Origin of the sequence: Arthrobacter sp. NPDC093128 (genome assembly GCF_040683875.1) — a bacterium.
In the GTDB taxonomy this organism is placed as follows: Bacteria; Actinomycetota; Actinomycetes; order Actinomycetales; family Micrococcaceae; genus Arthrobacter.
The window spans coordinates 12,200-34,474 of the sequence record NZ_JBFBEY010000030.1 but is presented as its reverse complement, the minus strand read 5'-3'; the positions used below and the strand labels follow the sequence as shown (position 1 = coordinate 34,474).

General features: G+C 62.1%; 17 protein-coding genes and 4 pseudogenes. 13 read left to right on the top strand and 8 right to left on the bottom strand.

Features of this window, described 5'->3' with window-relative positions; all coding sequences use genetic code 11:
* Positions 1 to 68 precede the first annotated feature (68 nt).
* The 5 genes and pseudogenes from AB0N24_RS24295 to AB0N24_RS24275 all read left to right on the top strand — a co-directional run bounded on the left by AB0N24_RS24295 (position 69) and on the right by AB0N24_RS24275 (position 4,742).
* Positions 69 to 1,154 carry an S-(hydroxymethyl)mycothiol dehydrogenase gene (locus tag AB0N24_RS24295; protein ID WP_364130185.1) on the top strand — a complete coding sequence of 362 codons (1,086 nt, stop codon included), beginning with the start codon at positions 69 to 71 and terminating at the stop codon, positions 1,152 to 1,154.
* Positions 1,154 to 1,771 carry an MBL fold metallo-hydrolase gene (locus AB0N24_RS24290; protein ID WP_364130182.1) on the top strand — a complete coding sequence of 206 codons (618 nt, stop codon included), beginning with the start codon at positions 1,154 to 1,156 and terminating at the stop codon, positions 1,769 to 1,771. Before AB0N24_RS24295 ends, AB0N24_RS24290 begins: the two co-directional genes overlap by 1 nt.
* A 380-nt stretch (positions 1,772 to 2,151) precedes the next feature.
* Positions 2,152 to 2,424: pseudogene (locus AB0N24_RS24285) on the top strand (OpcA/G6PD domain-containing protein); the annotation flags it as partial.
* Positions 2,425 to 2,635: 211 nt separating this feature from the next.
* A pseudogene (locus tag AB0N24_RS24280) lies at positions 2,636 to 3,158 on the top strand (glycogen debranching N-terminal domain-containing protein); the annotation flags it as partial.
* On the top strand, positions 3,153 to 4,742 hold the full coding sequence (locus AB0N24_RS24275) for an amylo-alpha-1,6-glucosidase (RefSeq protein WP_364130231.1): 1,590 nt from the start codon (positions 3,153 to 3,155) through the stop codon (positions 4,740 to 4,742). The pseudogene AB0N24_RS24280 and the gene AB0N24_RS24275, both read left to right, overlap by 6 nt.
* Positions 4,743 to 5,526: 784 nt before the next feature.
* Here the strand turns inward: AB0N24_RS24275 and AB0N24_RS24270 are convergent.
* Positions 5,527 to 6,105 (bottom strand): TetR/AcrR family transcriptional regulator, encoded by a 579-nt coding sequence (locus tag AB0N24_RS24270; RefSeq protein ID WP_364130179.1) that lies wholly within the window; start codon positions 6,103 to 6,105, stop codon positions 5,527 to 5,529.
* A gap of 49 nt (positions 6,106 to 6,154) precedes the next feature.
* Here AB0N24_RS24270 and AB0N24_RS24265 point away from each other — a divergent pair, with 49 nt between their 5' ends.
* Complete coding sequence (locus AB0N24_RS24265; RefSeq protein WP_364130176.1) at positions 6,155 to 7,024, top strand: SDR family NAD(P)-dependent oxidoreductase; 870 nt, start codon at positions 6,155 to 6,157, stop codon at positions 7,022 to 7,024.
* Between the two features lie 67 nt (positions 7,025 to 7,091).
* Positions 7,092 to 7,805, top strand: a complete 714-nt coding sequence (locus tag AB0N24_RS24260) for an SDR family oxidoreductase (RefSeq protein WP_364130173.1) — start codon at positions 7,092 to 7,094, stop codon at positions 7,803 to 7,805.
* Between the two features lie 322 nt (positions 7,806 to 8,127).
* Here AB0N24_RS24260 and AB0N24_RS24255 read toward each other — a convergent pair whose 3' ends face one another.
* The 7 genes and pseudogenes from AB0N24_RS24255 to AB0N24_RS24225 all read right to left on the bottom strand — a co-directional run bounded on the left by AB0N24_RS24255 (position 8,128) and on the right by AB0N24_RS24225 (position 14,955).
* Positions 8,128 to 8,730 carry a TetR/AcrR family transcriptional regulator gene (locus AB0N24_RS24255; protein WP_364130171.1) on the bottom strand — a complete coding sequence of 201 codons (603 nt, stop codon included), beginning with the start codon at positions 8,728 to 8,730 and terminating at the stop codon, positions 8,128 to 8,130.
* 83 nt (positions 8,731 to 8,813) lie between these two features.
* A complete protein-coding gene (locus AB0N24_RS24250; RefSeq protein ID WP_364130169.1) occupies positions 8,814 to 9,620 on the bottom strand; it encodes a strictosidine synthase in 807 nt (268 codons plus the stop codon).
* A gap of 27 nt (positions 9,621 to 9,647) precedes the next feature.
* Positions 9,648 to 10,514 carry an alpha/beta hydrolase gene (locus AB0N24_RS24245; RefSeq protein ID WP_364130167.1) on the bottom strand — a complete coding sequence of 289 codons (867 nt, stop codon included), beginning with the start codon at positions 10,512 to 10,514 and terminating at the stop codon, positions 9,648 to 9,650.
* A gap of 48 nt (positions 10,515 to 10,562) precedes the next feature.
* Positions 10,563 to 11,561, bottom strand: coding sequence for an NADP-dependent oxidoreductase (locus AB0N24_RS24240; RefSeq protein WP_364130164.1), 999 nt, complete (start codon positions 11,559 to 11,561; stop codon positions 10,563 to 10,565).
* 188 nt (positions 11,562 to 11,749) lie between these two features.
* On the bottom strand, positions 11,750 to 12,463 hold the full coding sequence (locus tag AB0N24_RS24235) for an SDR family oxidoreductase (RefSeq protein WP_364130160.1): 714 nt from the start codon (positions 12,461 to 12,463) through the stop codon (positions 11,750 to 11,752).
* Positions 12,464 to 12,521: 58 nt separating this feature from the next.
* Positions 12,522 to 13,599, bottom strand: a pseudogene (locus tag AB0N24_RS24230) (alkene reductase).
* Positions 13,600 to 13,938: 339 nt separating this feature from the next.
* Positions 13,939 to 14,955, bottom strand: a complete 1,017-nt coding sequence (locus tag AB0N24_RS24225) for a LacI family DNA-binding transcriptional regulator (RefSeq protein WP_364130157.1) — start codon at positions 14,953 to 14,955, stop codon at positions 13,939 to 13,941.
* Positions 14,956 to 15,184: 229 nt separating this feature from the next.
* On the opposite strand from AB0N24_RS24225, the gene AB0N24_RS24220 reads away from it, so the two are divergent.
* The 6 genes and pseudogenes from AB0N24_RS24220 to AB0N24_RS24195 all read left to right on the top strand — a co-directional run bounded on the left by AB0N24_RS24220 (position 15,185) and on the right by AB0N24_RS24195 (position 21,738).
* Complete coding sequence (locus tag AB0N24_RS24220) at positions 15,185 to 16,540, top strand: sugar ABC transporter substrate-binding protein (protein WP_364130155.1); 1,356 nt, start codon at positions 15,185 to 15,187, stop codon at positions 16,538 to 16,540.
* A 77-nt stretch (positions 16,541 to 16,617) separates the two neighbouring features.
* Positions 16,618 to 17,586: a sugar ABC transporter permease gene (locus AB0N24_RS24215; RefSeq protein WP_364130153.1), complete on the top strand. Its 969-nt coding sequence runs from the start codon at positions 16,618 to 16,620 to the stop codon at positions 17,584 to 17,586.
* Entirely contained in the window at positions 17,586 to 18,470 is an 885-nt protein-coding gene (locus AB0N24_RS24210) for a carbohydrate ABC transporter permease (protein WP_364130150.1), read from the top strand. The genes AB0N24_RS24215 and AB0N24_RS24210 overlap by 1 nt, the downstream gene beginning before the upstream one ends.
* A gap of 51 nt (positions 18,471 to 18,521) precedes the next feature.
* Complete coding sequence (locus AB0N24_RS24205; protein WP_364130147.1) at positions 18,522 to 19,490, top strand: glycosyl hydrolase family 32; 969 nt, start codon at positions 18,522 to 18,524, stop codon at positions 19,488 to 19,490.
* Positions 19,487 to 20,788: pseudogene (locus AB0N24_RS24200) on the top strand (alpha-galactosidase); the annotation flags it as partial. The gene AB0N24_RS24205 and the pseudogene AB0N24_RS24200, both read left to right, overlap by 4 nt.
* Positions 20,761 to 21,738, top strand: coding sequence for an alpha-galactosidase (locus tag AB0N24_RS24195; protein ID WP_364130229.1), 978 nt, complete (start codon positions 20,761 to 20,763; stop codon positions 21,736 to 21,738). The pseudogene AB0N24_RS24200 and the gene AB0N24_RS24195, both read left to right, overlap by 28 nt.
* Positions 21,739 to 22,275: the final 537 nt, after the last annotated feature.

Sequence of the window (22,275 nt, the reverse complement as noted above, 5' to 3'; positions counted from 1 at the left end):
CGGCCAACGGAGCAGGCTGTGCCGAACGGCCTTTTTCACCAAGAAGCTTACATAGCGAGGAAGTACAAATGATCCACAAAGTCAAGGCAGTGGTAGCCATGGAGAAGGACGCCCCGGTGTCAGTGGAGACCATCCTGGTGCCAGATCCGGGCCCAGGTGAGGTTCTGGTGGATATCCTCACCTGCGGTGTCTGCCATACCGATCTGCACTACAAGCAGGGCGGCATCGGCGACGAGTTCCCGTACCTGCTCGGCCACGAGGCCACGGGCGTGGTCAGCATGGTGGGCCCTGACGTAACGCAGGTGGCGCCGGGTGACCGGGTCATCCTGAACTGGCGCGCCGTCTGCGGTGAATGCCGGGCGTGTGCCAAGGGCCAGCCGCAGTACTGCTTCAACACCGCCAACGCCACCCAGAAGATGACCCTCGAAGACGGAACGGAACTCTCACCGGCCCTGGGTATCGGTGCCTTCGCCGAAAAGACACTTGTTGCCGCCGGCCAGTGCACCAAGGTGGACCCCGAGGCTGACGCCGCGGCCGTCGGACTGCTGGGCTGCGGCGTCATGGCCGGCATCGGTGCCGCAATCAACACCGGCGAGGTCAAGCGCGGTGAGTCCGTGGCTGTCATCGGCTGCGGCGGTGTTGGCATCGCCGCGATCGCCGGCGCCAAGCTGGCCGGCGCCACCACCATCATCGCCGTCGACATCGACGCCAACAAGGTGGAAATGGCCACGTCGCTGGGCGCCACGCACGGCATCGACTCCAGCAAGGAAGACCCCATCGAGGCCATCCGCGCCCTCACGGGAGGCAACGGGGCCGACGTGGTGATTGACGCCGTCGGCCGCCCTGAAACATACAGGCAGGCGTTCTATGCCCGCGACCTCGCCGGCCGGGTTGTCCTGGTGGGCGTTCCAACGCCAGCCATGTTGCTGGAACTGCCGCTGCTGGACGTCTTCGGCCGCGGCGGTTCACTGAAATCCTCCTGGTACGGAGACTGCCTGCCCTCCCGCGACTTCCCCATGCTGGTGTCCCAATACAAGCAGGGCAACCTGGACCTGAACGCTTTCGTCTCGGAACGGATCCGCATAGACCAGGTCGAGGAAGCCTTCGAGAAGATGCACGAGGGCAAGGTCCTGCGCTCGGTAGTGGAGCTATGATGGCAGTCACCATCGAAAACCTGGTCACCTCGGGCACTTTTTCGCTCGACGGCGGCACCTGGGACGTGGACAACAACGTCTGGATCGTAGGCAACGACGAAGAATGCGTCATCATTGACTCCCCGCACGACGCCGCAGCGATCATCAGCCAGGTCCGCGGCCGGAAGGTCAAGGCCATCCTCCTCACCCACGCGCACAACGACCACATCGGCGCAGCACGTGAAGTCGCCGAAGCCGTGGGTTCCCCGATCTTCCTGCACCCCGAGGACCTGGTTCTTTGGGAGCAGGTCTACCCTGACACCGGACCGGACCGGTACCACGGCGACGGTGACGTGTTCGAGGTGGGCGGCACCGCGCTGCTGGCCATCCACACCCCTGGACACTCCCCGGGGTCCACCTGCTTCTACCTGGAAAGCGAAGGAACCGTCTTCACCGGTGACACACTATTCAACGGCGGCCCCGGCGCAACCGGTCGGTCCTACAGTGACTACCCGACCATCCTGACCTCGATCCGGGAACGGCTGCTGACACTGCCGCCCGACACCGTGGTCCGCACCGGGCACGGCGACAACACGACCATCGGTGCCGAGCAGGAAACCCTTGCCCGCACCCTCTGAAATTCCAGGAAGTCCATCCCCACGCGCGTTACGCAAGATCTGTCGGAATTTCAGGACCGTTACCGGCCCGCTGTCTGCGTGGCCGCAGCCGTTCGCCTCCCTGACTAAGGAATCGTCATGAATTCGCCTATACCCACTGCCGATGCCCAAGCGGAAAACCTCGCTGTACGTTCTGGTGATAGCTGCCCCGAGACCGGTTGGTGGCAACCGCTGCAGTCGGAGGACATGAGCGAGTTGCCGATTTCCCGGTTTGTCGGTCAGGGAAGCCCTATGCCTGCGGTGGGCACCGTGCCCGACCTTTGGGTTAAGGGCCGCAATTCCCTCCACCAGAGCGACTATTAGGCAACGTTGAGCTGGCTAGCTCCCCTGACGATTCGTGTACCCGCGCCGGTGGTGACGTGCAGCTCTTCCGCCCCGGACTGTGCATCGCCGAACTCACCCAACCCCGCCCGGCACAGCGGATCTCCCTGCCTCGGCGAAGCCTCCGGGACTGCCTCGCCGAAGAACTCCGCCGCCTCGACGCCGACGAAGTCTTCGGCGAGACGGTCCGCAGTCTTAGAACGCTTGGGAACCAAGACGAGGGCTGCGCCACCACAGCTCTGGTGGGAGACCGTGACCGCCCGTACCGGGATTCTCTGATTTTGATTGGATAGGCTGACGCTGGCCGAGACGGCACCAGCGAACTGATTCAGACCTTTAAGGAGGCTGGAGGCAGTGCGGGGTGGGCCGAGATGGTCAATAACCGGAAGCCCGCCCACACGAAGAAAAACGCCCCGCTTAAGGCCGAAGTCATTCGTCGGGCGGCGGAGGCCCTGCAGCACAAGGACCTGCGTGTTGACCCGATATTCGGCAAAGGAGCCAGTGATGGTTGGGTGGAATGCTGACACCGCGGCCGGCTCCGTGGGTGGTGCGGTAACCCTTGTAGAAGGATCGAACTTCTCGATCTCAGATGTGACTGGCGATATGTATTCTGACCGGCCCCATGGAGTCTTCTTCGAGGACACGCGCATCATGTCCCTTTGGCGAATGACGATCAATGGCGGCGCCCTGGAGCCGCTGGCGGCTGACACGCTCGAACCTTACCGTGCCCTGTTCCGGGCGGGTAGCGAGCCAACCGGACAGTCATCTCATCGTGGAACGCAGCCGTGAGCTCGGTGTCGGAATTCTGGAGGACATCACCGTTCGCAATCATTCCAGGGAACCGGCGGTCTGTGTGGTCGAGTTGGAAATGGACGCAGACTTCGCGGATCTCTTTGAAGTGAAGGATGCCCGTATTACCAGGCAGTGGGAACAGACCCGTGAGGTTCGGGGCGATTCGCTCATCATCCATGGAGCCTGGAAAGGAACCCATAAAGGGGCGGTGCTCCATTCCCCGGGTGCAATGTTTAGCCATGACGGCTTAGGCTTCCGCACCGTAGTTCCTCCCCAAGGCGAGTGGGCCGCAAGGATTTATGTCTTGCCGCTTCAGGACGGAGCCGAAAAGCCGGTGCCCTTCCACCGCGAAGCTGACGGCACGTCCGCAGCGGAACGACGGCGCGCGGAGTGGATACGAAAATCACCAGTTCCGGAGAGCAGCAACCTCACGCTTTATCGCACGATGTTGCGTTGCGTTGATGACATCGGAGCCCTTCAGATTGAGGATCCGGTTCATCCGGAGCGTACGGTCGTGGCAGCCGGCGCCCCTTGGTTCATGGCCATCTTTGGTCGTGACTCGATACTCTCCTCCTACATGGCCCTGCCTGTGGATCCATCTCTGGCACTGGACACCCTCCGAAACCTTGCCGACCGGCAAGGTAGCGAAGTGGATCTGGTTACGGAGGAGCAGCCGGGCCGAATTCTCCACGAGGTCAGGCTGGGAGTCAGCACGAAGCTGGCTCTCGGCGGCAAATCTGCGTACTACGGCACGGCCGATGCCACACCATTGTTCGTCACCCTTCTGGGCGAAGTCAGCCGCTGGGGCCTGGCTGCCGATCAAGTGGCCGCGCTGCTGCCCAACGCGGACCGCGCGCTGGACTGGATCCGGGACTACGGAGACCGGGACGGCGATGGATTCGTGGAGTACCAGCGTCTCAACGACCAAGGGCTGGTGAACCAGGGATGGAAGGACTCCTGGGACGGCGTCAATTTTGCCGATGGCCGGCTTGCTGAGCCGCCGATAGCACTTTGCGAAGTGCAGGGCTATGTCTACGGCGCCTACATCGCACGGGCCTGGATGGCTTACGACGCGGGCGATTTTGGCCTGGCGACTGAACTGCGGGCCCGGGCCGCGCGGTTGAAGAATCAGTTCAATGAACAATTCTGGCTGCCGGACCGCGGCTATTTTGCCATTGCCCTGGACGGGGACAAGAGGCCGGTGGACGCCCTGACTTCCAATATGGGGCACTGCCTGTGGAACGGAATCGTCGACGACGACAAGGCGCCGTTGGTTGCTGAGCGGTTGATGTCCCCGGAGATGTTTAGTGGATGGGGCATCCGGACGTTGGCTACGACCATGGGTGCCTACAACCCTGCCAGCTACCACAACGGGGCGGTCTGGCCGCACGATAACGGGATCATCGCCACAGGGCTTATGCGGTACGGCTTTGTCCAGGAGGCACAGAGAGTGGCCCAGGCCATCATCGAGGCCGCGGAGTACACGGATCATCGCCTGCCCGAACTGTTCTGCGGCTTCGAGCGGTCCAGGTTTCCGAAGCCGGTACCGTACCCGACGTCGTGCTCTCCCCAAGCGTGGGCAGCAGCCACGCCGGTCCAGCTGATGCGCACGCTGCTGCGGTATGACCCGGATGTCTCCCGGAATGGTATGTGGTTTGACCCGGTGCTGCCTAAAGCTTGGGGGAGAGCACGTGCGACCAATCTACCGATCGGTGGCGGGCGGATCACCATTGACGTGACCGGCACAGAAGCGACGCTTGAAGGGCTTCCTCCCGGCATGACACTGCATCGGGGAACCCGTCCGCCCTGGCTGACCTGATGGAACTTCCCGAGCAGCTGAAAGGGAATGTCTCGTAAAAGGGTGGCATGGCCTCGAGGAATGACTGCCGGAGTTCGGGCAACACGGTCACCCATGCGGGACCGGATCCGCGCCCGGCGCTCTGGCGAAGCAGAGTTGGACGCGAGGGTCTAATGGAGTCTCTGAGTGTTGACAACGTTTGGTTCCTGATGCATCGGCTGCTGTTGAGGCCGAGGCCTCGATCGGGATTCCGCCCGACAGCTACTCTGGCCCGCGACCGACGCCTCTGCCGCCCGCGGACTTGGTCGCATATCGGACACGGCGGATATGACACGGGGGCAAACTTGTCAGAACAAACACGAGCCGCATCCCCTTCGGAACGGGATGCGGCAGTCTGGAAGAGGGCGCTGGAAGCGATGAAATGGAGTGTGGATAATGACCACAATCCTGGTGTCGGACTGGGTCGGACTGGGTCGGACTGGGTCGGACTGGGTCGGACTGGCGCCGGACCGGGCCGGATTTTCCGAGGGAACAACTGTGGCTGTGGCCCCCGCTTGCTGGGATGTGGTGCTATTCCTCTCCGCTGTTGTGGCGGCCTGGGTGGCCCCTCACTACTTCATGGCTCGGTCCTACCCAAGGGACATGACTGCGAGTCAATTTGTCCGAAATTCTTTGTTTCGGCGCTCACCGCGATCGGGATTCGCCTTTGCCTGGGTCAAAAGATGCTGCGGTGCTTATGGACCGTGGGTTCCGGGCTGTTCGGCTACGGGGGGCACTCACCCACGAGGGTCATCGGCTTCCCCGGCTATTCACCGGCATCGGCTACCAGCCGGACCAACGCTGCCACCACATTCTCCGGCGTCGTCCGCCACATCTGCGGCGAGAGGTGGCCGCTGGCATCCATGCTGATGATGCCGTGTGCACTCGTCAGCAGCATCGCGCCGTAAAGGTGGGCGCGACCGTCACCGACAACGCTGCCCACGATCCGCAGGAACTCATCCTGAGCGCGGGCGGCAGCTTGAATGGCAAGTTCTGGCTCCTTGGCGGGCATCGTAAACATCATCCGGTATACCTCCGGCTCGTCGCGTCCCACGTCGAGGAGTGCCTGCAGAGCGGATCTCAGGGACGCCTCTCCGCTGCCAGGCGCCGCAAATTGCAATTGGTTGAGTTGCTCCGCTATCCGGTCCCAGCTTTCAGCCCCCACGGCGGCTAAGAGGCTTTCCTTGTCCGCAAAGTGCCGGTAGGAAGCGCCCCGGGATACGTTGGCACGCGCCCCGACTTCTCTCAGTGTGACTTTCTGTGGGCCCCCCTCATTAAGGAGGGCCCGTGCGGCATCGAGCAGGGAACGGCGCGTGGCCGCAGCGGATTCGAGACGACTGACCATTAAAACATCCTACAGTTGACACTGTCATCCCAGATGCTATGGTTTTCAGATGACAACGTCATCTGAAAACCAGTCCCTGATAGTCGTAAGCGGAGCCTCCACCGGTATGGGCGCGGCTGCGGCACGCGAGCTGGCCGCGCGCGGCCACTACGTCCTCGCCGGCGTCCGCCGAGAGATTGACGGCCGCGACCTCGAAAGCGCGAACATCCGCCCCGTCATCCTCGACATCACCCGACCCGAGCAGATCGCAGACCTGTCGGCCCTCATCGAAAGCGACGGCCGACCCCTGCGAGCCCTGGTCAACAACGCTGGCATCGCGATAAATGCACCACTTGAAGTACTTCCCATTGAGGAGTGGCGCCGGCAATTTGACGTCAACTTCTTCGGCCATATCGAGGTTACTCAAGCCCTGCTGCCGGCTCTGCTTCGGAGCCGGGGCCGTGTGGTCACGATGAGCTCGATTGGCGGCCGTGTGGCGCAGCCAACGTACGGGGCCTACTCCGGTTCAAAGTTCGCTCTCGAAGCGGTCATGGACGCACTTCGCCGCGAACTGGCCCCGCACGGAGTGAGAGTCGTTATCGTCCAGCCGGGCGCCGTCCGCACCGAAATGGTAGGCCGCGGGGGAATCACGGCGAGGCGACTCGCTTCTGAAATGACACCAGAGCAGGACCATCGTTATGGAGGCCTGATGCAGGCGATCCTGGCACAGTCCGATGGGTTCCTCCGCGACGGAGTCGATGCCGCAACGGCAGCCAAGACCATAGCGAACGCCGCGACCGACCCTAAACCAAAAATCCGCTATACCATCGGCCGGGACGCCGCGCTCCTCACCCGGCTGGCCCGAATACTGCCGGACCGCTCTCTTGACCGGGTGCTCGCCTCAGCGCTTCGGCCTCACTTCCCTAATGCCCGTAAGTAACTCTTCGGAAAATCGTACATAGCAACCTGCTCCAGCAACCGTTCCCCCGTCCTGGAATGAAGATGTCATGCCCTCCCTCACCAATGCCGTTGTCCTCGTCACCGGAGCGAACGGGGGCATTGGCACTGAATTCGTACGAGCCGCCGTCTCCCACGGAGCCGCCAAAGTCTATGCGTCCGCACGGACCCCGCGGCAGTGGGACGACGAGCGCATCATCCCGCTGACCCTCGACGTCACCGATCCCGCCTCGATCGCCGCCGCGGCGGCCGCGGCGGATGACGTTACGATCCTGATCAATAACGCCGGTGGTATCCCTCCAACTGCCAGCCTTCTCGACGTCACGGAAGCCGACCTCCGCCAAAACATGGAAATCAACTTCTTTGCGCCGGTCCTCTTGGCGCGGGCATTTGCCGCGATCCTTGCCGCTGCCGACAACGCAGCGTTGATCGACATGCACTCCGTCGCGAGCTGGCATGCATCCGGTGGCCCCTACAGGGCATCCAAAGCCGCCATGTGGTCCGCCACCAACTCACTCCGACTCGAGCTCGCGCCCCATGGGGTACTCGTGACCGGAGTGCATGTCGGCTATGTCGACACCCCTATGGCCTCCCACACGAACGACCCAAAAATGCGGCCAGCCGACCTGGTCGCCAAGGTCTTCGACGCCGTCGAAAACGATGTCTTTGAGGTCGTCGCCGACGAACTCAGCGCACACGTCAAGGCCGGGCTCTCGGCCCCACTCGAAGCCCTCTACCCTCAACTGTCGGGCAATCAGCCGTAATAGTTGCCGAGGACGCCTGTGCACTCTTAGTGGACCACTATGAGATCACAACGAGGATCTGGGTCTCAGACATCGAGTTGAGCGGTGCTGTCCCAAAAGGGCGCCCGATCCGAACTTGATCGGTGGCGCTTCCTGTTCGCCGTCGAAGACGACCCTCGTGCCCATGGAAAGGCGCCGATATTCCTGCAGGGGGCTTCGCCGACCAGTGCTGCTGATTTCGGGTGATTCGTGTGCCAAGGCGCTATGGCCAGAGGCCAGTGGTTGTCTCGTCGACCCCAAACGCAACGAGTGGCTGCCGTCCAGATCGAGTTTGCCGGCCGCGTCAGCGGGGTATGAGCAGGCTGATTTGCGTTCTGATGTCCTGCACCAGTGCTTCAGTTTCCAATCCAGCGTTCACACTTGCTGCCATGCTGACAAACATGATCGCCGAAACAATGCGCGCCGTCGTCGCCGCGTCACCCGCACCGGCCAGTTCTGCCCGGTCCAGTATGGCGGCAATGGCCTCCTCGGTTTGCCCAACGATGGATAGAGCTGCGCTGTGGTGTGGCTCCGTAGGGTGCCCGAAGACCATCTCCCGCAGGTAGAAGCGTCCGTTGTCGACCTGGACACGGTTGCACTCCACGATGGGCCGCACGACCGCCATCACCGCACCCAGGGCATCCTGGATGGTTTCAGCATCCGCCCGGCCCCGATCGAGTGCTTCGGCGTAGTGGGCGTTCTGAACGAGGAGGAGGAGTTCTCCCTTTGTTTTGGCGTAGAGGAAAAGGGTTCCGGTGCCGATGTCGGCTTTGTCGGCGATCTGCTGGGTGGTGACGTCCTCGACCCCGTATTCGGCGAACAGCTCGCTGGCTGCGGCTGTGATGCGGTCCAGCTTCTCCTGCTTGTTCCGCTCGCGCCGCCCGAGCGACTGGGATGTGACGGGCATGTGGGTTCCTCTGGACGTAAACTGACTGGACTCAATAATGAGTATATCGAAGCTGCGGAGACCGGGCCCTCCGGTCGGCGCCCCTACTCTTCGTAGTGGGGGAGGATCCGGCCACGCTTGACATACGTCAGTGCTGCTTCAACCTCATAGGCATGGATTGCGGAGGCCACTGGCTTCAGCTGATGGGAGAGGTTGTGGACAGTTGTGCTGCTAAAGAAGGCGTCGCGGGCTGCCGAGTCGGCAAATCCCAGGATGATTGATGCGTGGAAGCGTTGGTCCGCCGGGTTGTCGTGGGCGACGTTGGGGGTGTCCCACATCTTCTCAATCCATGGCATGAATGACTGAGTGCGCAATTCCTTCAGCATCCCGGTGTCAGCCAGGGTAGGAACAAGTCCCTTCTTCACGAGCCGCCGGAATTCGGATGGGCGGACAGCGGGGCGGCGGCGGAGGTAAATGATCGCGCGAGCGCCGACAGTCTCTGCCGGGGAGGCGACGTCATACCAGTGTGAAGTGTTCGGCGGACCGGCGTAGAGAAGGGTGCGGCGGAATACGTTGACCTCGTCCTTATGGGCCAAGGCGGTCTGCTTGCGCCCCTTGAGCGGCGAAAGCGTGGATTGAAAGGTGACTTCCGCTATGCCGTCGATCTTCCGGTCGGCAGGGATGGTGGTCTCCACCCCTGTGGTTGCGGGCCATAGGCCGGGGTTTTGTTCGGCGAGGTGGATCTGCCGGTACTCCTCCAGCCCTGGTGTGGCGGCGATGATGCCGGAATGCGGGCCGTTCCAGTAGTCCATGCCGGTTTGGCGGGACTGCTCGCTGCGCACCCAAAGCAGGACTGAGGACGTGAAATGCTTTTCCAGGTGCGGTCCGGTAGTCGGTGGTGAGATGCCCATTAATGCCTCTTATCGCGAGCGTGGTGGTCAGGGGGCGAGGAATTCGACGACGGCGGGTGCGAACCGGGTGTGGTACTGGAAGATACCACCGTGGCCGGAGTCGGGGTAGATGATCAGTTCGGATCCCTTGATGCGGTGATGCAGTTCTTCGGAGAGCGCGGAGGGCACCATGCGGTCGTTGTCGCCATTGGCGATGAGGGTGGGTTGGGTGAGAGTGGATAGGTTCGACGGGGCCGAGCGGCCGAACTTCTGGATTGCCTTCAGCTGCGTCTGAAATGCGCGGGGGCTGATTGGTTTGTCACGGTTCTCGGTTCGCTCCTGAAGGCGTTTGATGAAGGCTTTCGCAGCGGGTTTGCCGGTGGTGTTGCGGTTGAAGAACAGGAATTCCTTGGGGTCGGACCGGGTCAGGGTTGCCCGGAGGATGTCCCAGTAGGTGGTGCCGACGACCTTGTCGATGTCTTTGCCTCCCCGCGGACCGGTTCCGGTCAGCACGAGCTTGCGGACAAGATGGGGATGTTTGATGGTCAGGTCCTGGGCGACCATGCCGCCCAGTGAGAAGGAGAACACATCTATCTTGTCGAATCCGAGGGCCTTGATGAAGGTGTAGGCGTCGTCGGCCATTGCTTCGATACTGTTGGGAACTTGTCCCGTGGAAGCGCCGACGCCGGGCTGGTCGAAGGTAATGACGTGGCGGTTCTTGGCAATGGGGTCGATGATACGGGGGTCCCAGTTATCAAGGGTGGCTGCCAGGTGCACGAAGAACACGACGGGGATGCCGCCCTTCGGCCCAAGCTCGCGATAGGCGTATCTGACACCTCCGGCGGTGACAGTGCCGGCAGGTGCCTTCGCGTACGAGGTGACGACTGATTCGTGGGTTGCGTCGGTGTTGTCCATGACGGTTGTTCTCCTGGATTCTCTGCGTGAATAGTGGCTATCGGCGGGTCAGCTGGTGACGGTGAGCACTGCTTTGCCCCGGAAGCCCCCTGCGGCCAGGGATTCCAATGCCTCTGGAGCCTGGCCGAAGGTGAAAACCTTCCCTACGACAGGGCGCAGCACGCCGGCGTCAACTAGGGCGCTGATCTGACGTAGTTGGTCGCCGCTGGCACGCATGAAGAGAAACTCATAGCTGACGCCGAGCTTCCTGGCTTGCCTCCGAATCTTGCTGCTGAGCCCGGTGATCGCCAGGCGCAGCACGGGGTTGAGGCCTGCTTTGCGGGCGAATACCGGATCGGGCGGGCCGGCGATCCCAATCGCCTTCCCACCGGGCTTGAGGATGCGCAGTGATTTCTGCAGGTTCTCCCCTCCGAGGCTGTCCAGCACCAGATCGTATCCGCTCAGAAGCCGCTCGAAGTCCTGGGTGCGGTAGTCGATGACGATGTCAGCGCCGAGGTCCCGCACGAACCCGGCGTTGGAGCTGCTGGCGGTTGTTGCAACGGTCGCGCCGAGATGCTTGGCGAGCTGGATGGCGATAGAACCGACCCCGCCTGCACCGGCATGAATGAGAACCTTCTGCCCTGGTTGCACATTGCCCTGCTCGACGAGGGCCTGCCATGCGGTAAGCGCTACCAGTGGCAGCGAGCCGGCCTCCTCCATGCTGGCCGTTACGGGCTTGAGCGCAAGGTCTTCCTCCGCCACGGCAATGCGTTCGGCAAAGGTGCCGATGCGGTCCTCGTTGGGACGGGCGTAGACCTCATCGCCGGGCTTGAACCCCGTCACTCTTTCCCCGACGCGCAGCACTGTGCCGGCTACGTCGTTGCCCAGGACCAACTGGAGCTTGTAGGGAAGGATCTGTTTGAACTCACCCAGGCGGATCTTCTCGTCCAGCTGGTTCAAGCCGGCCGCATGAACCTGCACGAGCACGTCCCGTTCGCCAACGGCCGGTTCAGCAACCTCGGTTTCGCGCAGTGGTTCCTTGTACTTGTTGATAACGAATGCCCGCATGCCGCGATGCTCCTTCTGGGTGGATGTTCTTGTAGTTGGCGCCGGTGGCGACGGCAACTTCGCCGTGGGGGCGACGTCTGATTAAAGTGACTCCAATCAATTATGACCGGACTCAGTTAATTGTCAAGCAGTAATGAAAAGCGCCGTGATGATGAGTTGGATTCATCACCACGGCGCGGCCGCTGTTTCTAAGACTTGCTGAGCGCAAGTTGGGGGTAGAGCGCCTCGATGGTGGCGCTGAGTCCCGCCTTGAGCTGCACGGACGTCTCGTCGGCGAGAACCTCGTACTGGCCGGCTTCGACGGCATCAAATACCGTGGTGACCAGATCAGCCGGGTCCATCTTGGGGTCGGTGGCATGCGCAGCCATCGCCGTGTCGACGTAGCCGACATGGACGCCCACCACGTGCACTCCTTCGGGGGCGAGCTCCAGGCGTAGCGAGTTGGTGGCCGACCAGAGGGCTGCCTTGGTGGCACTGTAAATGCCACCGACGGCGTACCAGCTCATTGCGGAGTGGATGTCGATGATTACGGATTCGGCCTTCGCTGACAGGATCGGTGCGAAGGCGCGGGCGAGGAATAGGGGGCCAATGAAGTTCGTCTCGACATTGGTCCGGATTTCCGCGTCGGTGTGGGTAAGGATGCCTGGGGTTGCAACGCTGGCCCCAGCGTTGTTGATCAACACCGTGACATCGCGCGCAGCCTCGACGGCAGCCCGTATTGAGTCCGGGTCAGTGATGTCGAGGGCAAGTGGGACGATGCGCTTGTCCTCCCAGGTGCGGGGGGTGCGGGCGGTGGCGTAAACCTTGCTGGCGCCGCGTGCGAGGGCACCGTGGACGAAGTGGGTTCCGATGCCGCCGTTTGCGCCGGTGACGAGGACGACTGCTCCATTGAGTGAGCGCATTTCACGAACTTTCTTGTGCTGATTTCCATCCGCGCCGGTCGGCGTGGATGGTGCGGGATTAGGCGTGGGCAAGGGCCGGGTAGTCGGTGTATCCGACTGCCCCGCCGCCGTAGAGAGTGCTTGGATCCACCTCGTTCAGGGGGGGCGTTTGAACGCAGGCGATCAACGATGTCGGGATTGGCCAGCGCAAAACGGCCCAGTGGGGCAACGTCCGCAAGGCCGGCCGCGACGTCGTCGGCTATCTGCCCACGGTTACGTCCATAGCGGACCACGAGCACCGCCGTCGGCCATATATCCCTGAGGGAGCGGAGCAGTACGTCGTCGCCTACATGGTGAAGGTGCAGATACGCCAGGTTCAGGCTCGCTAGCTCGCCTACCAGGTGCCGGTACTGAGCGCGCACACTCCCGGTGTCGCCCTCGTTGATTCCACCTAATGGCATGGCGGGGGAGAGGCGGATGCCCACCCTGTCCGCCCCGATTTCATCGGCCAGGGCCCGGGCGAGCTCGATCACGAACCTCGACCGGTTTTCTATAGATCCGCCGTAAGCGTCGGTGCGGTGGTTCGCGTTGGGGGAGAGGAACTGGTGAAGGAGATAACCGTTCGCGCCATGGATCTCAACTCCGTCGGCGCCGGCCGCAATGGCCGAAGCTGCCGCCAGGCGGAAGTCAGCCACGGTGGTCTGGACATCCTCCGTGCTCAGCTCTCGCGGTGTCGGCGTCTTCTGGGGGCCGGTCGGCGTGAAAATATCCTGGTCTGCGGAAATCGCCGAAGGCGCCACGGGTTGACGGTGGTGCGGAGTGTTGTCGGGGTGGGACATGCGGCCCACATGCATGAGCTGGATGAACACCGCCCCACCCCGTGCGTGAACTGCTTCGGTGACGCGTCGCCAGCCCTCGACATGCTCAGGTGTGTAGATCCCCGGCGTGTTGGCATAGCCCTGGCCGTCTGCCGACGGCTGCGTGCCCTCGGTAATGATCAATCCCAATGAGGAGCGCTGCCCGTAGTACTCAGCCGCCAAGTCGCCCGGCGTACCATCCGGGTTGGAGCGGCTCCTGGTCATTGGTGCCAGCGCCAGCCGATGGGAGAGATCCAGGCGGCCAAGAGTCAACGGTTGCCACAGTGAGGAAAGGGTCATGGGTTAGTCCTTTTGCGTTCGATGTATCAGAGCATCACCGCCGCCCAGCCGATGTTCGGCCGCCGTGGACGCTAAGCCTTGCCGCTGCGTCCACGCGATGGTGACTACACTCATAACTGAGTTTACTCAGGATATATTCCCATGAGAATCGGGAGGGCAAAAACGAACGGTAAGAAGGCTTTGTTCTCTCCGTCTTGGATGTCGTGGGTCCAAAGCCCCTTAGGCCCCCAGTGGACGCTGCCTACCTAGGGCGAAGCCTGGCATCGCCGCCACGCGGCGGCGGACCTGACGTCGGGCGGCGGCTCTGCGGGCGGCGAAGTAGCTGCCTGGACTCCAGGGTCAACAACCACAAGACTTGCGAACGATGAGATCGGTGGTGAGGAGCTCGATCCCGCCAACCGGCTCTTCCGGTGACAGGGCTGCCGCAAGAACCCTCTCTGCGATCCGATCGATCGGCTGACGCACTGTGGTCAGCTGGGGCCAACTGAATTCCGATTCAGATGTTCCATCGAACGAAACAACGGCAATATCATCCGGTATGGACAGGTTGGCTTCGTGAATGGCGCGAAGAGCGCCCACCGCCAGCAGGTCGGAGCTGGCGAAGATCGCTGTCGGCGGCTTAGGCAACGCCAACATCCGGCGGGTCGCTTCGTACCCGCCCTGACGTGTGAAGTCGGTGAGTTCGGCCGGCCCCTCAGGTAGGCCTGCCTCGTGGAGGGCCTTCTTCCAGCCATTGTGTCGCGGGTCTGCGCGTGAAGGGTCAATGTCCCTACCCACCAATATGCCGATATCCCGATGCCCGTGTCCGATCAGGTGCTGGACGCCCAGGGCGGCGCCCTGTTCAAAGTCCGTACTGATGATGGGTATGCCGTGCACGATGCTGGACTGGTCGATAAGCACACGGCGAATGCCTTGGACCTGCATGGCGGCGACTTCACTGGGTGACAGAACTGTCGCGAGGATGATCGCGTCAACCTGCCGGGATACGAGATTGACTGTGTTTTGCCGCTCGGTCTCCGCGTCGGTGCGGGAGTTCGCAGTCAGGAGGGCATAACCGCGGGTGGCCGCCGCCTGTGCGATAGTGTCCGTCAGCTCGGCGAAGTACGGGTTGGTGCTGTCCGGGACGATGATCCCCAGAAGCCGGGCGGAGCCCATGGTCAGGGCGCGGGCAGTTGCGTTCGGCTGGTACTGAAGCACCTTGATGGCTTCCCGCACGCGCTCTGCTGTTGCCGCCGCAACCGGCTTGGGGCCGCCGTTGATCACATAACTGACGACGGCGGTACTGACGCCTGCGTAGCGGGCGACGTCAGTTCGCGTGACTTTCCCGGAACCCGCCTGTGTCTGCACACTTGCCATCGAGAACACCTTTCACCTCATTGTTGAACTCAGTCTACCCGGGTGGAGTCCCGTCGATGCGCATAATTGCTCTGATTTCTAGCGCCTAACTCAACTCTTGCACGAACGAGTCTACCCGCGTAGACTCGCATTGTGCCGTTGAGAAGTGACCCTCCTCACGCCCCCCGCCTGACGATATCCAGGCATCGAAACGCTTCCAAAAGTTCCACATTTCCAAGAGGAATCAATGATGATGACCATTCCAAAGTCCCGTCGCACGGCAGGGATCATTGCGGCCGCAGCTGCCGTTTCCGTAGCAGCCCTATCACTGACCGGCTGCGGCGGACCGGACACCGGCAACGCCGGCTCTTCCGTCCAGGCAGGTTCCGGCGAAGGCACCATAAACGTCTGGGCCGTAGACGGTCAGGCAGCCGAGAATGACGCGTTGAAGAAGATCATCTCCAACTTCGAAACGTCCCAGAACAAGATCAAAGTGAACCTCAAACTTTTCCCCTCGGACCAGTACACTAAAGCAGTCAACTCGGCGGCCCCCGGCGACCTGCCGGATGTGCTCGACTTCGATGGACCCACGCTGGCCAGCTTCGTCTACAACGGCAAGATGGCACCCCTGAAGGACTCCGTCTCCGAGGAAACGCTGTCCAACCAAACGGACTCCATCAAGGCGCAGAACACTGTGGACGACGCCGTGTATGGCGTGGGCATGATGAACGCAGGCCTGGCCCTATGGGGCAACAAGAAACTCCTGGATTCTGCGGGTGTCGAGTATCCGACCACACCGGAAGAAGCCTGGACGGCTGAGGAGTTCACCGGGGTCCTGGATAAACTCGTGGCCGTCGTCCCAGGGGGGAAACCGCTGGACCTGTCCGAACAGTACGGCTTCGCTGGAGAGTGGGGAACGTGTTGTTCTGCCGGGCCGGTCATCTGGTCCGGTGGTGGCACGATGCTCAAGGACAACAAGGCGTCCGGAGCTTTGGACTCCGAGGCCAACGTCAAGTCACTGACGACGCTCGCGTCCTGGAAGAAGTACACCGATCCGAACGCTGACGGCCTGGCATTCCCGAACGGCCGGGTTGCGCTGAGCTGGGTGGGGCACTGGACCTACCCGACCTACAAAGCCCTTGGCAGCGATTTGGTGTCCATTCCCTTGCCCAACTTCGGGAAAGGAACCAAAACTGCCTCCGGTACCTTCGCATGGGGCATGGGCGCCACCACCAAGAACGGCACCGCGTCCGGGAAGTTCCTGGACTTCCTGATGTCCGACGAAAGCGTACGAATCTACACCGACGCAAATGGGGCCCCGCCGGCGACCAAAACGGCACTGTCAGTTTCAAACCTTTACGGCCCCGGCAAGCAGTTGCAGCTGCTTGGCGACCAGCTGAGCAAGGCGTGCGGACCCGAAGAACAGATCACCGAGACGTGTGTCAGCGTCACACGGCCCGTGACCGCCGGTTACCCCATCGTGACGGATCAGGTCGGCAAAGCAGAGGCCGCCATCTACTCAGGCAAAGACGCCAAGGAAGCCCTGAGCGCCGCAGCCCGCGCCATCGACCAGAACTTCGCCGACAACGACGGATACAAGAAATAGACCTCCGCAGCAGTCCGTGCCACCCCAGTGAGGGGCGGCACGGACCGCCGGACTCGCTCCCAGCGAAAGCCTTCATCATGACCACTCAAACGCAAAAGATCCCGGCCCCCGCAGTGGCCCCGGCCAAGCGACAGTCATCGGCCATTCTTACCGGCCACCGGTTCGCGGGCCCGCTGTTCGCCAGCCCGGCACTGATCGGCCTTGCCATCTTCCTGGTGGCACCGTTCGTGCTCGCAGTCGTACTGTCCTTCTACCGGGTGCAGCTCAACAGCCCACGGCCCGCACGGTTCATAGGTTTTGAACAGTACACACGCCTGTTCACCGATCCTGACCTGTCCGCAGCCTTCGGCCAGGCACTGCTGAACAACTTCACCTTCGCCCTCAGTGTTGTTCCCGTACAAACGGTTCTGGCCTTGGGCCTGGCTGTACTGGTAAACCGCAAGCTGCGCGGGATGGTGGTTTTCAGGACGTTCATCTTCATGCCCTTGGTCTTCCCGCTGGCCCTTACCGCGGTGATCTGGCGGCTTATCTACTCCCGCGGAGACGAAGGTCTCCTGAACGCCATCCTGGGGCTCTTCAGCGGGGGCGCTTTGTCCAGCCACGACTGGCTCGGCAGTCCGTCCACGGCACTTGGTTCCATCATTGTTATGTCGATCTGGCAAAGCGTGAGTTTCCAAATGATCATTGTCCTGGCCGCCCTGCAGAGCGTTCCCACCGAACTTTACGAAGCCGCAGCGCTGGACCGGGCCAACAAATGGCAGCAGTTCATCAACGTCACTGTTCCCGGCATCCGGAACACCCTGATCTTCGTTGCGCTCATAACGACCATCTTTTCGTTCAGGCTGTTCGACCAGGTCTACCTGCTGAGCCGCTCCGGCAGCGTTGACCGTGGTTCCACCGAAACCGTCATGACGCAAATCATCAACACAGGGTTCGACAACAACAACGTGGGCCAGGCCGCTGCCATGACTGTCATTTTCATGCTGATCATCACCGTGATCGCAATCATCCAACGGGCCGCCGTGCGCCAGCGAGGAGGGGTCTGATGACGATGTCCAAGACCATGGAACCGACCCGGCGATCCAGCAGCATGAAACGTACCCGTCGCTGGCAAACAGCACTCCATTACCTGATCCTGACCGTTGTCGCGCTGTTCTTCTTCCTGCCCGTCTACTACCTGATTGTTGGCAGCTTCCGGCCATCCTCGGAGGTTCTGAGCGGCCTGAGCGGCTTCGTCCCAACCAACCTGTCCTTCGACAACTACGCCGGCGTTTTCGACCACCTCAGTTCAGATGCCACCGGCCACTTTGGCCAGTTCGCCCTGGTATCGATCATCGTCACCACAGCCGTGGTTGCCGGCAGCCTGCTCGTGAATTCCATGGCGGCCTACTCGTTCGCGAGGATGAAATGGCGCGGCAAGAAGGTGCTGTTCCTGCTGGTGATCATCCTGACGATCATCCCGTTCGAAGCCGTCGCTCTTCCCTTGTACTACATGTTTTCGGGGCAGCGGGACACTGTCGCCATCCAGGCGATCCCGTTCATAGCCAACGCGTTCTCGATCTTCCTCTTCTACACGTTCTTCCTGGACGTCCCAGGCGAAATCGAAGAGGCTGCGAGGCTGGATGGGGCCGGGCCGTTCAGGATGTTCTTCCAAGTCATAGTCCCCATCACCAAGCCGGCATTCGCCACAGTGGCCATCCTGACCTTCCTGGCTCAGTGGGGGTCGTACCTGTGGCCAGTCCTGATGGTCTCAGACCCAACCGTCCGGCCACTGCCGCTGGCGATCAGCATCTTCCAGAACCAGCAGCCTCCCGAATGGGGCCAGGTGCTTGCCTTCGGCACGATGTTTATCGTCCCGGTCCTGGCGGTCTTCCTGATCTTCCAGCGCTGGTTCGTCGCCAGTATCAGCAGCTCCGCTATCAAGGGCTGACGCTCTGCGTCGACTCAACCGGCTCAAAACGAAAAGAATAGGTGCATTACTTTGGCCTTCAGCCTCAAAGACTCATGGGTGTGGGACTTCTGGATAGCCGACGATGGCGACACGTTCCACATGTACTACCTCCACGCCCCCAAGAGCCTGGGTGACCCGGCTCTGCGGCACCGCAATGCCCGTATCGGCCACGCCACCTCACAGGACCTCATCACGTGGGAACCCCAAGGCGTGGTCCTGCAGCCTGACGATCCGGAGGCGTTCGACGCAACCTCTACCTGGACGGGCAGCGTGGTCCAGGGCCCGGACGGGGTGTGGCGGATGTTCTACACCGGCGCCCGCTTTTATGACACCCACAACATCGAGGCCATCGGTGTTGCGACGTCCCCGGACCTTTACACCTGGACCAAGCAACCCGCCGTCGTGCTTGAACCTGACCGGCGCTGGTACGAACGATACGGTGATAGCAGTTGGCCGGAAGAAGCATGGCGGGACCCGTGGGTCTTCGCCGATCCGGACGGCGATGGCTGGCACATGCTGATCACCGCCCGCGCGAATGAGGGTGAGGACGACAACCGCGGCGTCATCGGCCACGCAGTCTCACCCGACCTCTCATCCTGGGAAGTCAGGCCACCCCTCAGTAAGCCAGGCGCCGGATTCGGGCACCTCGAGGTTCCCCAAACCGTAGTGCTGGACGGCAGGACCCTCCTATTGTTCTCGTGCGGCGTGGATACGCTTTCCGCGGGGAAAGCCGCAGGGTTCGACGGCGGCGGCATCTGGAGCCTCGAAACTCACCATCTCAGTGGTCCCTTCGACGTCGCATCCGCCGCGGTAGTCACAACGGCACCGCTCTATAGCGGAAAACTCGTCCAGGACAGGTCCGGCCAATGGCTCATGATGGCCTGCCATGACGCCAACAGCGATGGCACGTTCGACGGCTTGGTGTCCGACCCCGTGCCGGTCCACTGGGATCCCGCAAGCGACAACCTGACCACCGCTCCATCACCCAAGAACTCATGAGGACTTCCATGCCGACCGACAACCCAGGGGCGACCCTGCACCTGACAGCTGGTGGAGTGTCGGTCATACTCGACGCCACGAACGGGCAATTGCCGGCAATTGTGCACTGGGGAGAGCAACTGCCCGTGCTGACTGCCGAAGAAGCCAGGACAATGGTGGGAGCCAGTACTCCCGTCACGGGTTCCAGCACCATCGACGTGCCACCCCGGCCTGGCCTCTTGCCTGGACAGGACTCGGGCTGGATGGGGCGCCCAGGACTACGTGGGTCCTTCGACGGCATTGGGTGGTCACCGAAATTCCGGGTCCACACTGTGGCCCTAAATGGCGCACCAGTCACCGGGTTCGCATCCGCCGGAGCAGGTCGAGTGCTGGTCAGCGCAATCGACGATGCACAACGGCTGCGCCTTGACCTGACATTGGAACTGCTTCCCGGCGGGCTGATGCGCAGCCGGGCGAAACTGACCAACCTGCACGAAAAGACGTACGCGGTCGACGATGTCTCCTTGGCCTTCCCGATTCCTGCTGAGGCAACGGAATTGCTCGATTTCGCGGGAAGTCACAACTTTGAACGGGTTCCGCAGCGCGGAACCCTGCGCACAGGGACGCACCTCCGTGAGAACCGAAAGGGCCGGACCGGCTCTGACAGCGCCTTCATTCTGCACGCTGGAACTCCTGGATTCGGATTCGGCAGCGGCGAGGTCTGGGCCGTCCACACGGCATGGAGCGGAAACCACCACCATTTCGCGGAACGCTTTTTCGGCGATCAGCTGCTCGGCGGCGGAGAACTGCTTCTTCCCGGCGAAGTCCGGCTGGGCCTCGGTGATACCTATCGGAGCCCCTGGGTCTACGCCTCCTACGGGACGGGCCTTGACGCCGTCGCCAGGCGTTTCCATGCCCATGTGCGGAGCCGGATTTCTCCGGTCTCCGCCGATCGCCCCGTCACTCTGAACGTGTGGGAAGCCGTCTACTTCGACCACGAAGAAGAAAAACTCATCGACTTGGCGGAACGTGCCGCTGCCGCCGGCGTTGAGCGCTACGTGCTCGACGACGGCTGGTTCGGTTCGCGACGCGACGACACCTCAGGGTTGGGGGACTGGGTTGTCTCTCCGGATGTGTGGCCAGCCGGGCTACACCCGCTGGTGGACCGCGTCCACGAACTGGGGATGCAGTTCGGGCTGTGGTTCGAACCCGAGATGGTCAACCCGGCCAGCGATGTGGCCCGCGACCATCCGGAATGGATCATGGCTGCCCGCTCTGACTGGCCCGTTGAATCGCGCAGCCAGCAGGTCCTCAACCTCGGCATACCCGAGGCGTACGAGCACGTCAAGAAGCAGATCCTCGCGCTCCTGGCCCAAAATACAAGCTGGACTACATCAAATGGGACCACAACCGGGACCTCATCGAGGCCGGAAACCAGCTGGAGGGTGGACGTCCAGGTGTGCACCGGCAGACGCTGGCGTTCTATGCGCTGCTTGAGGAAATCCGTTCGGAGCATCCAGGGCTGGAAATTGAGTCATGCTCTTCCGGCGGAGCCCGCGTGGACCTCGGCGTTCTGGAGCACACGGACAGGGTATGGGTGTCGGACAACATCGACCCCCACGATCGGCAAACAATGCTCCGCTGGACCACGCAACTGCTGCCGCCCGAATACCTGGGATCACACATTGCATCAGGCCGTTCCCACACCACTGGTCGCCAACACGACCTAACGTTCCGCGCAGGCACCGCCGTCTTTGGGCACGTCGGTGTCGAATGGGACCTCACCATCGCCACCGACAAGGAAATCGACAGCCTGCGCCGGTGGATCTGCTTCTACAAACAAGAACGCGGCCTGCTGCTCACCGGGGACGTGATCCGCATGGACGGCCCCGATTCCAAAGTGCTCGTGCACGGCGTCGTCAGTCCGGATCGCTCCGAAGCGATCTTCGCGCAAGCGGCCCTGGACAGCCTCTACCCGGACCCAGCCGCGCGCCTCCGCTTCCGGGGGCTCGACGCTGAGGCGAGGTACCAAGTGGCACCAGTCTTTACCGGGCCCACACCATCCGGACTGGTCCCGCCGGAATGGTGGGGCCAGCCGACGTCAGCCGGAGTGCACATTGAACGGACGTCGCTGCGGGCAACCGTCCAGGACGACGTGAGTTTCCCGGGCGCTGTGTTCGCAGGCAGTTCGCTGGAAAATGTGGGTGTCGCGTCGCCCAGAATTCACTCCGATCAGGTGGTTCTGTACCGGCTTTCCAAAGTCGACTAAGCCAGCCACTCGCGAAGTGCGACGGCGGCACCGTGCCGCCGTCGGAGCGCGGCGATTCTTGTCGAACAGCGGCGCTTGGTCCAGAACGATGGGTGAGGGTAGCGAGATACATCGGATGCGGAAAACGGAGTGTGGACAATGTCCACACTTCAGGCTCCGGACTGGGTCGTACCGGGGTCGGATCGGGTCGGATTCCGCATGTTTCTGCGGGAGCCGAGTGTTTGCAGGGGTGGGAATGCAGTTCGAGTCCCACCTCGGGCACGCATAACCCCTCGTCAGAGGGGTTTTTGCTTTAATGTGTGGACATTGTCCTTCCGCGGGTCCCTCTGACGCTGTCCGCGGTCTGTGCCTGGCGCCGCGTTCGCCTATTCGGTTGTGTGGGCGGCGGGTCAGGTTACTGGCCTGTGAGCCTTCCGCCCGCTGGGATCTAGGGTTATGTGTCGTCCTTTTTTTGCTGTTCCGGTGCCAGTTGTTGGCCTTCACTTGTTCATGGTCAGGAGTTGTGGTGACGACCTGACCAAGCCGGAGCCTCTTCCA